We start from the raw sequence: 14,568 nt of genomic DNA, 5'->3' as shown, positions 1-14,568 counted from the left end.
GCATGCTCCCGCGGGCACCGGTCGTCGCTGGCGCTCCTCCCTGCCGGTTCACCGACGGCCCGGCCAACCCCAACTCGACACCACCGACACCACCGACACCTGAGATCGAGGCGTCCCCCATGCCGCTAGAACGGCATGGGGGACGCCTCGATCTCGGTGGGGGCGCCGAGCGTGGGTTTCGAGCAGCTCTCCAGCCCATACGTCGTTGACCAGCATATCCAGGCGTCCCTGCTCCGCCTCGATCCGACAGCCACACCGGGTCCGGCAGGTAAATCGCCGGCGACGACCGATCCCCCGGTGCCGCTTACCGAACGTTCGGCGTCAGTCTCGATGCGCCGGCCAACCGGGCGCTCCGCGCCCGGAATGTCGCTGTATCCCGCCCCGCAGGCTGCGCCCAGCCCAGCGCTACGCCACCCCCTGCCCTGAGTGATCAATCAGTGGAGCGAAAGATAGGTCAACTAACGAAGTCGATCTATCTTTTGCTCCACTGATTGATCACTCAGGCGCGGCCGTCGCCCCCCGAGGTCGTATGGAGGGTGACGAGACGGAAGCACGCCCTTCTTGGGCGTGAAGTGCCCGTGGCGCCCGTCGAGGCCGCCGGATCGGCGGGGGTGCCGCGGACTTCGCGCGCTGGCGAAGGCGCGGGTCGCCGCACACCGCCCGGGCCGGCCGCGGCAGATCAGGCCTGGCGAACGCCTCGCGAAAGAACAGGTCAAGTCCATGACCGAAGAGCTGAGTGGCAGTGGACCGGTGCCCGCGGGAGCACTCGGAAGGTGACCACGCCGGAAGCGGGTAAATCGAAGGTCTTCAGCTCTTCCAGGTGTTCTTGATCAGTTCGTCGTTGGTCTCGTCCGTGGTGGTGACCCGCCGGACCGCGAGGGTCGCGGACTCGCCGAGGCCCTCCACCTGCGTGCCGGCGTTCTCCGCCGCGGTGAGCAGCCGGGACTCGATCTCGCGGTAGCGCGACTCGAACGCCGCGCCGATCTCGTCGGTGCCCCACGGCGGGTCGGCGGACAGGTCGTGGATGCGGGTCGCGGCGGATCGGCTCCGGGCGCGGAGGTCGGCACCGGCGTCGGTGAGGTCGTGCGCAGCCTGCGCGGCGCGCGCCGAGTCCAGGTGGAGATCGCTCATGCCAGGTCCTCGCCCCGGTGCAGCAGCGAGCCGAGGTCGCCGTCGCGCAGATAGGACATCGCGGCGGAGCCCGGTGGCAACACCTCGCCGGCCAGTGCCTGGACGGCCTCGGCGGCCTGCGCGGCGGCGTCGGCGACCAGGCGGGTGATCTCGTCGGCGAGCTCGTGCGGCTGGTAGGCGCGGTAGGCCCGCGCCTCGATCTCCAGCGACGTCAGTTGGCCCCCGGGCCCGACGGTCGCCCGGATCAGCTCCTTGTCATCCACGGCGGAGACGGACAACTCGGACAGGCGGGTCCGCAGCTCACCGATGCCGTCACGGAGGCGTTCGTACTGGCCGTAGACGTCCGCGAAACGGGCCTTGAGCGCCGCGTTCGCATCGCGGTCGACGTGCTGGGCCACCGGATCCCCTCCCCCTGGTAGGCGTCGCCGACAGTACCGGCCCGCGCCAACCGGCCGGCCCACGGTTGGCAGCACGGGGTGACCTGGGTCACGATAGGCGATAATCCGATGCCCGACACAGGGGATGCCCGACACAGGGAAGGACGCCGATGTCCAACCCGTGGCTCGCCCTCCGGCCCGGCGCCGACCCGGCCGAGCGCATCGGCCAGATCCGCCGCGCGCACGACGCGTTCATCAGCGAAGGCACGACGACGCAGGTCCGCAGCGTCGTCGCCGAGTCCTGGCACCGGTCGGCCGTCGCGTCCGTCGATCCGGACACCACCGCGCCCACCGAGCTGACCGACGACGAGCTCGACGGCTACCGCGCCGCACATCCGCTGGCCCGCGTGCTGCCGCTCTTCCGGGATCTCCTCGGCGGCGTCGCGGACGACGGCGAGCACCTGATGGCGGTCTGCGACGCGCACGGCCGACTGCTCTGGGTGGAGGGGCACACCGCGGTGCTGCGGAGGGCCGCCGCGATGAACTTCGTGCCCGGCGCGCGCTGGGACGAGACGCACGCGGGCACGAACGCGCCCGGCACCGCGCTCGCGGTCGACCACTCCGTGCAGATCTTCGCGACCGAGCACTTCAGCCGCCCGGTCCAGCGCTGGACGTGCGCGGCCGCGCCGATCCACGACCCGGCGTCCGGGCGGCTGCTCGGCGCGGTCGACCTGACCGGCGGCGACCATCTGGCCAACCCGCACAGCCTGGCGCTGGTCACCGCGACCGCCCGGGCCGCGGAGGCGCTGCTGGCGACGCCCGCGCGGGATCGGGCGGCGGTCTCGGCGCTGGGCCGTGACGAGGCCGCGCTGACCGTCGACGGGCGCCGCATCCGGCTGGGACGGCGTCACAGCGAGCTGCTGGCCCTGTTGCTGTGCCACCCGGAGGGCCGCACCGGCGAGCAGCTGGCCCTGGACCTCTACGGCGAGGACCGTCAGGCGCCGGTCACGGTGCGCGCGGAGCTGTCCCGGCTGCGCCGCACGCTCGGTCCCGCGCTGGTCGGTTCCCGCCCCTACCGTGTCGAGCCCGGCGTGACCGCGGACTTCCTGGTCGTGCCCCGGCTGCTGGACGCGGGCCTGGTCGGCGAGGCGCTGGACGCCTACGCCGGCCCGCTGCTGCCCGGCTCGGACGCGCCCGGTGTGGTCCGGCTGCGCCGCGCGCTCGACGACCGCCTGCGCGCCGCGGTCTTCGGCTCCGGCGACCCGGCGCTGCTGGACACCTGGGTGCGCACCGAGTGGGGCGCCGACGACCTCCAGGCCTGGGAGGCGCTCACCTCCGCCCTCCCGCTCTCCTCACCCCGCCGCACCCTCGCCGCCGCCCGCGTTCGCGCGCTGACCCGCGAGTACGGCCTGTAGGCGCTTGGCCGGCCGGCGGCCTCCGGCTGCCGTGACGGCCCACCTCAGCGGCGCCGGCGGCAGAGACGGGCCGCCCACCCCAGCGGCGCCGGCGGCAGAGACGGGCCGCTCAGCCCAGCAGGAGGGAGAGGGCGAGGGTGGTCATCACGGTGGCGATGAGGGCGTCGACGACGCGCCAGGCGGCGGGGCGGGCGAAGAGCGGGGCGAGGCGGACCGCGCCGAAGCCGAGCGCGGTGAACCAGACCGCGCTGGCGGCGGCCGCGCCGGTGCCGAAGAGCCACTGGTTCGGGTCCTGGTGTGCGATCGCGCCGAGCAGCACGACCGTGTCCAGGTAGACGTGCGGGTTGAGGAACGTGAACGCGAGGCAGGCGAGCAGCGTGGCGCGGAGCGTGGCCGGCGGCCGGTCGGCCGGGGTGAGCGTGCCGGGGCGCAGTGCACGGCGCGCGGCCAGCACGGCATAGCCGAGCAGGAACGCGGCGCCGGCCCAGCGCACGGCCGTGAGCGCGGCCGGTGCCTCGGCGAGCAGCGCGCCCAGCCCCGCGATCCCGGCCGTGATCAGCACGGCGTCGGAGATCGCGCACACCGCGACGACCGCTAGCACGTGCTCGCGGCGCAGGCCCTGGCGCAGCACGAACGCGTTCTGGGCGCCGATCGCGACGATCAGCGTGAGCGAGAAGCCGAACCCGGCCAGGACGGATGCCATGCCCGGAACGCTAGGACGCCGGCGACCTGCACTCCAGCTAAAGATTCTGCAGCACCATTAGAATCGCTTAATGGCGCTCGATCCGGTGAAGCTCGACTCCGTAACGGCCGGCCCCGTGACGCTCGACTCAGTGCAGCTCGCGACGTTCCACGCGGTGATCGCGCAGGGCAGCTTCGACGCGGCGGCGCGGGCGCTGCACGTCACGCCGTCCGCGGTGAGCCAGCGGATCAAGGCGCTGGAGCAGGTGGTCGGCCAGGTGCTGGTGCGGCGCGCGCGGCCGTGCGAGCCGACCGCGGCCGGTGCCTCCCTGGTCCGGCTCGGCGGGCAGATCGCGCTGCTGGAGCGGGAGGCGCTGGACGCGGCGCGCGGCGCGCTGACCGGCCGGGCGCGGGTGGCGGTCGTGGTGAACGCGGACTCGCTGGCCTCCTGGTTCCTGCCGGCGCTCACGGACGTACCCGATGCGGTCTTCGATCTGCACACGGACGACGAGGGGCACACGGCCGGCCTGCTGCGCGACGGGACCGTGATGGCCGCGGTGACCACGGAGCACACGCCGGTGCAGGGCTGCCGGGTGCAGCCGCTCGGCGTGATGCGGTACCTGCCGGTCGCCGCGCCCGCGGTGCACGCGGCCCGGTTCGCCGGGCGGGAGCTGGCGGATGCGCTGCCGGACGCGCCGATGGTCCGCTTCAACCGCAAGGACGTGCTGCAACACCGGTTCGTCCGGGAGGTGACCGGCCGCGACCTGGATCCGCCGGCCCACTGCGTCCCGGCGTCGTCCGCGTTCGACGCGGCGGTCCGGCTCGGTCTCGGCTGGGGCCTGCTGCCGGAGCGGATGGCGGCCGAGGACGTGGCGACCGGCCGTCTGATCCACCTGGCGCCGGGCCGGCACATGGACGTGCCGCTCTACTGGCAGTACTGGCGGCTGGAGTCGGCCGTCCTCGACGCGCTGACCACGGCGGTCCGGGCCGCCGCCGCGAAGGCACTGCGCTGACCACGGCGGGTCGGTCCGCCGCCGCGAAGGCACTGCGCTGACCACGGCGGGTCGGTCCGCCGCCGCGAAGGCACTGCGCTGACGAGAATCGCGGCTGATCTTCGCGAAACGGATCTTCCAGCATAAGAGCGGTCAGGGTCGCATCCGGGGTTATCCCGGATGAACCAGACCCTCACCGTCTGAGACGGTCGAGGTGCACATCGGTGACTCCGCCCTGATGCGACGGGGCGACCAACGGACGGAGGCACAACCTCGTGCGACATCGCAACCTGCTGATCGGCACCACGCTCGCCGCGCTCCTGCTCACCAGCGCATGCGCGGCCACGTCCGACGACGCCGGCGACAGCGCCGCGGCACCCGCCACGAGCAGCGGTCACGGCCACGACTACAAGCCGCCACCGGCCGCGGCACCGCTGCGCGACGGCGAGCGCTTCCAGGAGCTGACCATGGCGCGGCCGTACACGCCGCAGGCTCCGGAGGGCGCCACCGACGAGTACCGCTGCTTCATGATCGATCCGGGACTGACCGAGGCCGCGTTCCTGACCGGCAGCCAGTTCCTGCCGCAGAACCACGAGATCGTGCACCACGCGATCTTCTTCCGGATGGAGCCCGGCCAGGTCGCGGAGGCGGAGAAGCTGGACGCGACCGAGGCCGGCGACGGCTGGCGCTGCTTCGGCAACGCGGGCGTCGGCGACTCGGCCTGGGTCGCGCACTGGGCGCCGGGCGCGGACGAGGTGCTGCTGGACGACACGCTCGGCTACCCGATGCCGCCCGGCAGCCGCCTGGTCATGCAGGTGCACTACAACCTGCTGGCCGCGAAGACCGCGGCGAGCGGCACCGACCAGTCGGCCATCCGGCTGCGGCTGTCCGGCGCGAACCTGACGCCGCTGAACACCGCGCTGCTGACCGCGCCGATCGAGCTGCCGTGCGCGCCGGGCGAGTCCGGCCCACTGTGCGACCGGGCGGCCGCGGTCGCGGACGTGACCAAGCGGTTCGGCGCCGAGGCCGGTGGCGTGGTCGAGCGGCTCAACGCGGGGTGCAACGGCGGTCGCGCACCCCAGGTTGGCACCTCGCAGAGCTGCACGATCCCGGTTCAACGGCCGATGACCGTGCACGCGGTCGCCGGTCACATGCACCTGCTGGGCCGCGCGATCTCGGTCGAGCTGAACCCGGGCACGCCGCAGGCCAGGAAGTTGCTGGACATCCCGGCGTACGACTTCGACGACCAGGCGATCCGCCCGCTGGACGCGCCGGTCCAGGTCAAGCCGGGCGACTCGCTCAAGGTCAGCTGCACGCACGACGCCGGGCTCCGCCGCCAACTGCCGGCACTTCAGGAGCTGCCCCCGCGGTACGTCGTGTGGGGCGAGGGCACCAGCGACGAGATGTGCCTCGGCATCCTGGTCGTCTCCGCCGCCGCCTAGCACGTGATCCAGGCGTCGTTCACGTCGTTCCAAGGACATGAAATGACGCCTGGATCACCGAGCGGGGGCGCGGAGGCGGGCGAGGAAGGCGTCCAGGACCGCGGGCATGTCGACCGCGTCCCGGTCGAGCAGCCACTGGATCTGGAGGCCGTCCATCAGCGCGATCATCGACACCGTGGCCGCCGCCACGTCCAGGTCGGCCGGCACGTCCCCGTCCGCCTTGGCCGCGTGCATCGCCTCGGCCAGCAGCCCGCGGATCCGCCGGTAACGGCCGGCGAAGAACGCGTGCGCCGGGTGGTCCTCCGCGACCGCCTCACCGGAGAGCGTGGCGTAGAGCTGCACCAGGCCCGGGACCGTGGCGTTGTGCCGCACCAGGTCCGCGACCGCCTGGATGAACGCCCAGCCGCGCTCGCCGTCGAGCCGGTTCAGGTCCGCGCCGTCCCGCTCGTCGAGCACCTCGGCGAGCAGCTGTTCCTTGGACGAGAAGTGGTGCAGCAGCCCGGCCTGGGTGAGCCCGACACCGTCCGCGATCTCCTTCAGCGAGCCGCCGCGGTAACCGGACTCGGCGAAGACCACGACCGCGTACCGCAGGATCTCGGCCCGTTTCGCCCGTCCCTTGGTGTAGCTGCCGCGGACGCGCCGCGCGTTCGACTCGGTCACGGAGACCGAGGGTAGTGGGCACGGTAGACGAACATCGCACTAAACCATTCTTAGGAGACCCTGAAAGATCTTGACTCCGGTGCGCGCGCCGACCAGCTTCGAGAGGCGAGATCCCCTCGAAGTCAGGAGAAAAGGTGCGTTCAGGAGCCTCACGCGTACGGCTGGGACTGCTCACGGCGGCCGCGGTGGTCACCGCCGGCGGCGGGCTGGTGGTCACCGGCAACGCGCTGGCCGAGACCGGCACCGCGACGACCGCGGCGGCCTGCGGACGGTTCTTCGACGATTTCAGCTACGCCTCGACCGGCGACGCCGCGTTCGCCGGCCAGGGCTGGCGCGTCCGTGACTACGCGGGCGGCCCCGGCGTCTCGGGCGCGGCCTGGTCCGCCTCGAACGTCTCGTTCACCGATGTGGACGGTCAGCGCGTCGCACAGCTGCGCGGCGCCACGGACGGCACCGTGGCCGGCACCACGCAGGCCGAGTTCTACCAGGCCGAGAAGCGGTTCCTGGAGGGCACCTACGCGGCGCGGATCAAGCTGTCCGACACGCCGGTCAGCGGCCCGGACGGCGACCACGTCAACCAGACGTTCTTCGCGATGGGCCCGGTGCAGCGCTTCGACTACGACCCGCTCTACTCGGAGCTGGACTTCACCGAGTACCTGCCCAACGGCGGCTGGGGCACGGATGGTCCGACCAACTACCAGACCAGCTACAACGGGTTCCGGGCCGATCCGTGGGACCCGTACAACGCCAGTGACGCGCAGGACGGCAGCCTGGCCGGCTGGCACACGATCGTGGGTCAGGCCGTGGACGGGCGCGTGACGTACTTCGTCGACGGCGTCGAGGTCGCCGAGCACACCGTGGACTACAAGGACGGCTCGCGCTCGGTCTTCCCGCGCGTGGAGATGGGCCTCAACTTCAACCTGTGGTTCATCGACCTGGCCGGGCACTCCGGCGGCCGGTCGACGTACCAGGAGCACGTGGACTGGGTCTACTACGCGGACGAGGAGGCGGTCTCCCCGGCCGAACTGGACGCGCGCACCGCGGCCTACCGCACCGCCGGCACCGCGCGCGAGGACACGCTCGGCTGCTGACCTGCCGAGGGGGCGGCGCCGTGACCTATCCGGCGTCGCTCCCGAAGGCCAGGTGCGTGGTGATCCGGTACCGGTCGCCGCGGTAGATCGAGCGGGCGAACTCCACCACCCGGCCGGACGTGTCCCGGGTGGTGCGCTCGAAGAGCAGGGCAGGGGCATGCAACGGTACGCCGAGCAGCCGCGACTCCTCCGCATCCGTCACCGTGGGCTCCGTGGTCTGCACCGCGTCCGCGACCACCACCTCGTACCGCATGCGCAGCAGTTGGTAGAGCGACCCGGTCTCGACGTCCGCCGGCACCAGGCCGGGGACCAGCTCGGCCGGGATGCGGATGCGCTCGATCGCCATCGGAGCGCCGTCGACCACACGTACCCGCTGGATGTATCGCAGTGATTCGCCGGGCGAGCGCTCCATCCGGCGGCCGAGGCGCGCGCCGGCCGGCTCGATCCGGAAGTCGATGACCTCGCTGCGCCAGTCACCCTCGGCCGGCGGCACGGTGAAGTTGCCCGCGCTGGCCGGGGCGAGCTCCTGGGAGATCTTCCGGGGCGGCGTGAACGTGCCCCGCCCGTGACTGCGGACCAGCAGCCCGTCCCTGGTCAGGTCCTCGATCGCGGCGCGCAGCGTGGGCCGGGAGACGCCGAACCGCTCGCTGAGGTGCCGTTCGGACGGCATCATGTCGCCGGGTTCGCGGCCGTCGATCAACTCGCGGAGCAGTTCCCGGATCTCGGCCCGCTTCATGATCGGGACTATACCAACCCGCCGTGCCAATCTTTCCCACTGGTAAACCTATTCCCGGCGCAAAACCGACTGAACCGCCCGTCAAGCGAACCCTATAAATCTGTAAGGACTCTTGACTTTAACCAGTGGTTGGACCAGCGTTCTCCCCAACGCGAGACACCCTCACCCCTGGGGAGCACATCGTGATGACCACCCTGACCCGCCGCCGCGCGCTCGGCGCCGCGCTCGCGGCCACCGTGCTCGCGGCCACCGCGGCCTGTGGCGGCGCCGCGGCCGAGGACGGCCCGATCACGCTCGACGTCTGGCTGATGAAGGACTCCGCGCCGGACGCGGTGCTCCAGCAGATCAACGCGGAGTTCCAGGACGCGCACCCGGGCGTCACGGTCGCGGTGCAGATCCTGGAGTGGGACGGCCGCGACGTGAAGTGGAAGACCGCGCTGGCCGGTGACACGCCGCCGGACGTGCTGGAGATGGGCAACACGGACGTGCTGGCCTACGCGGCCTCCGGCGCGCTGACCGACCTGACCGGCCGCGAGTTCGAGAACCAGGCGACCTGGCTGCAAGGGCTGCGCGAGGCCGGCAGCTACGAGGAGAGGCTCTACGGCGTCCCGTACTACGGCGGCGACCGCGTGATCATCTACCGCAAGGACCTGTGGGCGAAGGCCGGGCTGAGCGCGGAGCCCACCACGCTCGCGGAACTGCGGACCGCCGGAGAGAAGCTGCAGACCGCGAACGGCGGTGATTTCTCCGGCCTCTACTTCCCCGGCCGCTACCAGTACGCGGCACTGCCGTTCCTCTACGACACCGGCGGCGTGATCGCGGTCCGGGACGGTGACCGCTGGACCGGCGCGCTCTCCACCCCGCAGGCGCAGGCCGGCCTCACCAACTGGGCCGATCTGGTCAAGGCCGTGTCGAGGGCGCCGGCCGACGCGGACGAGACGAACCTGGCGGAGGTGCTGGCCGAGGGCCGCACCGGCATGATCATCGGCCAGGCCTGGATGGTCGGCGCGATCGGCAGGGAGCACCCGGAGCTGGCCGATCAGCTGGCCGCGTTCCCGGTGCCGGGCACGGCCGGGCCGATGCCGGTCTTCCTCGGCGGCTCCAACCTGGCGTCCGCGGCCGCGAGCCCGCACCAGGACCTGGCGTACGACTGGATCAGGCTGATGACCGGCACGAAGTACCAGACGCTGCTGGCGCAGAACGGCCTGCTGCCGAACTCGGCGAGCCTGGCCGGGGTGGTCACCGGCATCACGAAGATCCAGATGGACGCGGCCGCGAAGAGCTGGTTCACGCCCACCTCCACCAAGTGGTCCGACGTGGACAACGCGCAGGTGCTGATGGACATGCTGCAGTCGATCGCGGCCGGCGACGCCACCGTGGCCGAGGCCACGAGAAGGGCCGACGAGCAGATCAACCAGATGCTGAACGCGGCCTGACGTGAGCACCGTCCTGGCCCCGGCGCCACCGGTCGCCGACGCACCGGCCGCCCCCAGAAAGCGCGTCATAACCCCATACATCCTGCTGATCCCCGCCACCGTCGCGGTGTTCGTGACGCTGGTCTACCCGGTCGGGCGCATGATCGCGCTCAGCTTCCAGCGCGGGAACCTCGGCGACCTGATCGCCCGCCGCTCGGTGTGGGTGGGCCTGGACAACTACCGGTCCGTGCTCACCGACCCGGTGTTCTGGACCGTGCTTCCCCGTACCGTCGGATTCGCAGTGGTCTGTGTGGTCCTGACCCTGACCATCGCCACCGGCTGCGCGCTGTTGCTGCAACACGCGAGCCGTTGGGCCCGGCTGCTGCTCTCGGCCGGCATGGTGATCGCCTGGGCCACGCCCGTGCTGATCGGCGCCGTGGTCTTCAAGTGGCTCTTCGACGCCGAGTTCGGCGTGGTCAACTGGCTGCTCACCGAGTCCGGGCTGTGCGACTGCCGGCACCGGTCCTGGCTCGGCGACCAGTGGTCCGCGTTCGCCGTGCTGGTCTCGATCGTGGTCTGGGGCGCGGTCCCGTTCGCCGCACTCTCGATCTACGCCGGGCTGCTGACCGTGCCGCCGGAGCTGGGCGAGGCCGCACGGGTGGACGGCGCGGGCGCGCACCGGATCTTCTGGCGCATCACGTTCCCGCTGCTGCGCCCGATCTACGCGATCCTGACCGTGCTCTCCGTCATCTGGGACACGAAGGTCTTCCCACAGGTCTGGCTGACCACCAAGGGCGGGCCGTACCAGGGCACCGTGATGCTGGGCGTGTACATCTACCAGAAGGGCATCGTCGGCTCGCAGTTCGGCGTCGCGTCCACGGTCGCGGTGCTGATGACGATCATGCTGGTCGGGCTCTCCTGGATCTACATCCGGGCGATGCGGCAGGAGGCCCGATGAGGCGCCGCGCGCTGGTGAACGGCGCCTGCGTGATCATCGCGGTGCTCTTCGTCTTCCCGGTCTACTGGATGGCGTCGACCGCGCTCAAGCCGGACGCGGACATCGTCAGCTACCCGCCGGTGCTGCTGCCGTGGCCCATCGAGCTCGGCCACTTCGGACGGGTGCTCGGCGACGGCGAGTTCTGGGCCGCGCTGCGCGCCTCGCTCACCGTCACCGTGACCGTGGTGACGGCCGGGACGCTGGTCGCGCTGATGGCCGCGGTCGCGCTGGCCCGGTTCACGTTCCGCGGCCGGACCGGGTTCGTGCTCGGGCTGATCATCGTGCAGATGATCCCGGCTGAGGCGCTGTTCATCCCGTTCTACCTGATGCTCCGCGAGACCCGCCTGCTCGGGCAGCTGGCCGGGCTGATGCTGGTCTACCTGTCGATCACGGTGCCGTTCACCGCGTGGATGCTGCGCGGGTTCGTCGCGTCGATTCCGGCCGACCTGGAGGAGGCCGCGGCGATGGACGGCGCGAGCCGCTGGCAGACGTTCTGGCGGGTGCTGTTCCCGCTGGTCGCGCCGGGACTGCTGGCCACCTCGATCTTCTCGTTCATCACCGCCTGGACCGAGTTCACCTACGCGTACGTGCTGATCAACGACCCGAGGAACTACCCGCTGCCGGTCTACATCCAGTCGTTCATCGGCCGCGACGACGTCGACTACGGGCCGCAGATGGCGGTCGCCTTCCTGTTCACGCTCCCGGTCGTCGTCTTCTTCCTGTTCGTTCAGCGTCGCGCCGTGGCCGGCATGAGCGCCGGCGCGGTCAAGGGCTGACCCCGGCTACCGCCCACCCCTGATCCGAAGGAGCGAAACATGACAACCCCCGCACGGGTACGCGTCGGCGCACTCGCCGCCGCGGCCCTGGTCACGACCGCCGGCGGCCTGATAGCCGCCAGCAACGCGGCCGCCTCCACCGATGTCACCGCCTCGGCCGCCTGTGGAGTCCTGTTCGACGACTTCAACTACACGTCCCCGTCGGACAGCGCGTTCACCGGGCACGGCTGGACCGCGCGCGACAACCCGGGCGGGCCCGGCGTGCCCGGCGCCACCTGGTCCGCGGCCAACATCACGTTCCCGACCGTGGACGGGCAGAAGGTCGCGCAGTTGCAGGCCGCCACGGACGGGACCGCGGCCGGGACCACGCACGCGGAGTTCCTGCAGACCGAGCGGCGGTTCTTCGAGGGCACCTACGCGGCGCGGATCAAGTTCTCCGACGCGCCGGTCAGCGGCCCGGACGGCGACCACATCAACGAGACGTTCTTCGCGATCGGGCCGGGGCAGCGCTTCGACTACGACCCGCTCTACTCCGAACTGGACTTCTCCGAATATCTGCCGAACGGCGGCTGGGGCGTCACCGGGTCGATCAACTACCAGACCAGCTGGAACGGGTACCGCGAGGACCCCTGGGACCCGTACAACGCGCACTCCCAGCAGACCGGCAGCCTGGCCGGCTGGCACACCGTGATGGGCCAGGTGGCGAACGGGCACGTGCGGTACTTCATCGACGGCGTGCAGGTCGGCGACCACACGGTGTCGGAGAAGGACCCGGCGTGGAGCGTCTACCCGCGCGCGGCCATGTCGATCAACTTCAACCTGTGGTTCATCGACCTGGCCGCGCACACCGGCGGGCGGGCCACGTACCAGGAGCACGTGGACTGGGTCTACTACGCGAAGAACGAGTCGGTGTCACCGGCCGACCTGACCGCGCGCACCGCGGCGTACCGCAGCTCCGGCCGGGTGCACGAGGATACCCTGGTGGGCGGCGGCTGCCCCACCGGACCGACCCCCACGGCCACCTCCTCCCCCAGGCCGCCGACCACGCCGCCGCCGGCCACGCCGCCGCCGGCCTCATGCGCCGGTGCGAGCCCGTGGGCCTGGGGCACCGTCTATCCGGCCGGTGACCGGGCCACCCACAACGGCCACCTGTGGCAGGCGAACTGGTGGACGCAGGGCTCCGAGCCCGGCCTGACCGCGCAGTGGCGCGACCTCGGCACCTGCTGATCCTGTTCGGCGACGCCGTCCTTCTGCTTTGGTGGAGGGGCGGCGTCACACACTCCTGGGAGGACCCTCCATGCTGATCCCCCGTCCCGTCTCGATCTCGGACAGCGCCGGGTCGTTCGCGCTCACGCCCGCGACCTCGGTGCACGCGCCGGACGCGCCCGAGGTCGCGGCGCTGCTGCGCGAGCTGCTCACACCGGTCACCGGCCTGCCGCTGCCGGACGCGACCGCGCCCGGCCCGGACACCGTGGTGCTGCGCGTCGACCCGGGCGCGGACGATCTCGGCGCGGAGGGCTACCGGCTCGACGTGGCCCGCACCGGCGTGACCGCGGTCGCGGCAGGGCCGGCCGGGCTGCGCTGGGCCGTGCACGCGCTCCGCCAACTGCTGCCGGTGGACGCCTTCGCGCGGGACCGCCGCGACACCACCTGGACCGTGGCGCCCGTCTCCATCGTGGACACGCCGCGCTATCCGTGGCGCGGGCTCCTGCTGGACGTGGGCCGATGGCACAAGCCGGTCGCCTGGCTGCGCACGGTCGTCGACCTGCTCGCCATGCACCGGATGAACGTGCTGCACCTGCACCTGACGGACGACCAGGGCTGGCGCTTCGAGGTGCGCAAGCACCCCCGGCTGACGTCGGTCGGCGCGTTCCGCCGCGCGTCCCCGGCCGGCCACGAGACCGAGAACCGCTCCGACGGTACGCCGCACGGCGGCTTCTACACGCAGGACGAGCTGCGGGATCTCGTGGCCTATGCCGGCCGGCGCGGCGTCACGATCGTCCCGGAGATCGATCTGCCCGGCCACATGCAGGCCGCGATCGCCGCGTACCCCCGACTCGGCAACGACCCGACCGACCCGCCCGAGGTGTGGACCCGTTTCGGCGTCAGCCACCGCGTGCTCAACGTCGAGGACGAGACCGTGGCGTTCGTCGAGGACGTGCTGGACGAGCTGATGGACGTCTTCCCGAGCCCGTGGATCCACCTCGGCGGCGACGAGGTCCCGCTGGACGAGTGGCGGGCCTCGCCCACGGCCGCCCGCCGGATCGCGGCCGAGGGCCTGACCGGGCCCGGCGACCTGCTCGGCTGGTGGATCCGCCGGGCAGCCGCACACGTGGCCCGGGCCGGCCGCCGCCCGGTGCTCTGGGACGAGCTGGTCGGGCAGGACGCGCCCGCGGACGCGATCGTGATGGCCTGGCGCGGCCACGACCGGATCGGGGCCGGGCTGCGCGACGGGCACGACGTGGTCGCCACCCCGCACGAGCACCTCTACCTGAACTATCCGGCGTCGGACGCGCCCGGCGAACCGCTCTCCATCCGCGACGGCTACGGCCCCGGGCACGGCCCGACCACGCTGGAGCAGGTCTACGCCTACCGCCCGGAGCCCGGCGACGATCTGCCGTCCCGGGTGGTCGGCGTGCAGGCCAACATGTGGTGCGAGTACGCCCCGACGCCGGAACGCGCGGAGTACGACCTGCTCCCCCGCCTGGCCGCGGTCGCCGAGGTGGCCTGGGGCGCCGGCTCCGACGTGGCCGCGTTCCGCACCCGCCTCGCCACCCACGTCCGCCGCTTCGACGCGGCCGGCCTCCACCATCGGCCGCTGGAGCAATAATCCGGCACAGGAAGGTATGCCATTC

General features: G+C 72.0%; 14 protein-coding genes. 9 read left to right on the top strand and 5 right to left on the bottom strand.

Annotation, left to right across the window (positions count from 1 at the left end; translation table 11 throughout):
• Positions 1-807 precede the first annotated feature (807 nt).
• Positions 808-1,131: a hypothetical protein gene (locus J2S43_RS40005; RefSeq protein ID WP_306838442.1), complete on the bottom strand. Its 324-nt coding sequence runs from the start codon at positions 1,129-1,131 to the stop codon at positions 808-810.
• Positions 1,128-1,529: a YbaB/EbfC family nucleoid-associated protein gene (locus tag J2S43_RS40000; RefSeq protein ID WP_306838440.1), complete on the bottom strand. Its 402-nt coding sequence runs from the start codon at positions 1,527-1,529 to the stop codon at positions 1,128-1,130. The genes J2S43_RS40005 and J2S43_RS40000 overlap by 4 nt, the downstream gene beginning before the upstream one ends.
• A gap of 149 nt (positions 1,530-1,678) precedes the next feature.
• Here J2S43_RS40000 and J2S43_RS39995 point away from each other — a divergent pair, with 149 nt between their 5' ends.
• A complete protein-coding gene (locus J2S43_RS39995; RefSeq protein ID WP_306838438.1) occupies positions 1,679-2,923 on the top strand; it encodes a GAF domain-containing protein in 1,245 nt (414 codons plus the stop codon).
• A gap of 109 nt (positions 2,924-3,032) precedes the next feature.
• Here J2S43_RS39995 and J2S43_RS39990 read toward each other — a convergent pair whose 3' ends face one another.
• Entirely contained in the window at positions 3,033-3,626 is a 594-nt protein-coding gene (locus J2S43_RS39990) for a LysE/ArgO family amino acid transporter (RefSeq protein ID WP_306838436.1), read from the bottom strand.
• A 70-nt stretch (positions 3,627-3,696) separates the two neighbouring features.
• Here J2S43_RS39990 and J2S43_RS39985 point away from each other — a divergent pair, with 70 nt between their 5' ends.
• Entirely contained in the window at positions 3,697-4,617 is a 921-nt protein-coding gene (locus J2S43_RS39985; RefSeq protein ID WP_306838434.1) for a LysR family transcriptional regulator ArgP, read from the top strand.
• A gap of 254 nt (positions 4,618-4,871) precedes the next feature.
• On the top strand, positions 4,872-6,038 hold the full coding sequence (locus tag J2S43_RS39980; RefSeq protein ID WP_306838432.1) for a monooxygenase: 1,167 nt from the start codon (positions 4,872-4,874) through the stop codon (positions 6,036-6,038).
• Between the two features lie 54 nt (positions 6,039-6,092).
• Here J2S43_RS39980 and J2S43_RS39975 read toward each other — a convergent pair whose 3' ends face one another.
• Positions 6,093-6,698, bottom strand: a complete 606-nt coding sequence (locus J2S43_RS39975) for a TetR/AcrR family transcriptional regulator (protein WP_306838430.1) — start codon at positions 6,696-6,698, stop codon at positions 6,093-6,095.
• A 134-nt stretch (positions 6,699-6,832) separates the two neighbouring features.
• On the opposite strand from J2S43_RS39975, the gene J2S43_RS39970 reads away from it, so the two are divergent.
• On the top strand, positions 6,833-7,789 hold the full coding sequence (locus J2S43_RS39970) for a glycoside hydrolase family 16 protein (RefSeq protein WP_306838428.1): 957 nt from the start codon (positions 6,833-6,835) through the stop codon (positions 7,787-7,789).
• A 25-nt stretch (positions 7,790-7,814) separates the two neighbouring features.
• On the opposite strand, the gene J2S43_RS39965 is transcribed toward J2S43_RS39970, so the two are convergent.
• A complete protein-coding gene (locus J2S43_RS39965) occupies positions 7,815-8,525 on the bottom strand; it encodes a GntR family transcriptional regulator (RefSeq protein ID WP_306838426.1) in 711 nt (236 codons plus the stop codon).
• A gap of 185 nt (positions 8,526-8,710) precedes the next feature.
• Between J2S43_RS39965 and J2S43_RS39960 the strand changes: the two genes are divergently transcribed.
• The 5 genes from J2S43_RS39960 to J2S43_RS39940 all read left to right on the top strand — a co-directional run bounded on the left by J2S43_RS39960 (position 8,711) and on the right by J2S43_RS39940 (position 14,543).
• Positions 8,711-9,961, top strand: coding sequence for an extracellular solute-binding protein (locus tag J2S43_RS39960; protein WP_306839771.1), 1,251 nt, complete (start codon positions 8,711-8,713; stop codon positions 9,959-9,961).
• 1 nt (position 9,962) lies between these two features.
• Complete coding sequence (locus J2S43_RS39955; RefSeq protein WP_306838423.1) at positions 9,963-10,898, top strand: carbohydrate ABC transporter permease; 936 nt, start codon at positions 9,963-9,965, stop codon at positions 10,896-10,898.
• Positions 10,895-11,713: a carbohydrate ABC transporter permease gene (locus J2S43_RS39950; RefSeq protein ID WP_306838421.1), complete on the top strand. Its 819-nt coding sequence runs from the start codon at positions 10,895-10,897 to the stop codon at positions 11,711-11,713. Before J2S43_RS39955 ends, J2S43_RS39950 begins: the two co-directional genes overlap by 4 nt.
• A gap of 39 nt (positions 11,714-11,752) precedes the next feature.
• Complete coding sequence (locus J2S43_RS39945) at positions 11,753-12,940, top strand: carbohydrate-binding protein (RefSeq protein ID WP_306838419.1); 1,188 nt, start codon at positions 11,753-11,755, stop codon at positions 12,938-12,940.
• Positions 12,941-13,010: 70 nt separating this feature from the next.
• Positions 13,011-14,543, top strand: coding sequence for a beta-N-acetylhexosaminidase (locus J2S43_RS39940; RefSeq protein ID WP_306838418.1), 1,533 nt, complete (start codon positions 13,011-13,013; stop codon positions 14,541-14,543).
• Positions 14,544-14,568: the final 25 nt, after the last annotated feature.

Source organism: Catenuloplanes nepalensis (genome assembly GCF_030811575.1).
Taxonomy (GTDB): Bacteria; Actinomycetota; Actinomycetes; order Mycobacteriales; family Micromonosporaceae; genus Catenuloplanes; species Catenuloplanes nepalensis.
Note: the sequence above shows the minus strand (reverse complement) of the source record. Positions and strands in the feature narration are given on the sequence as shown.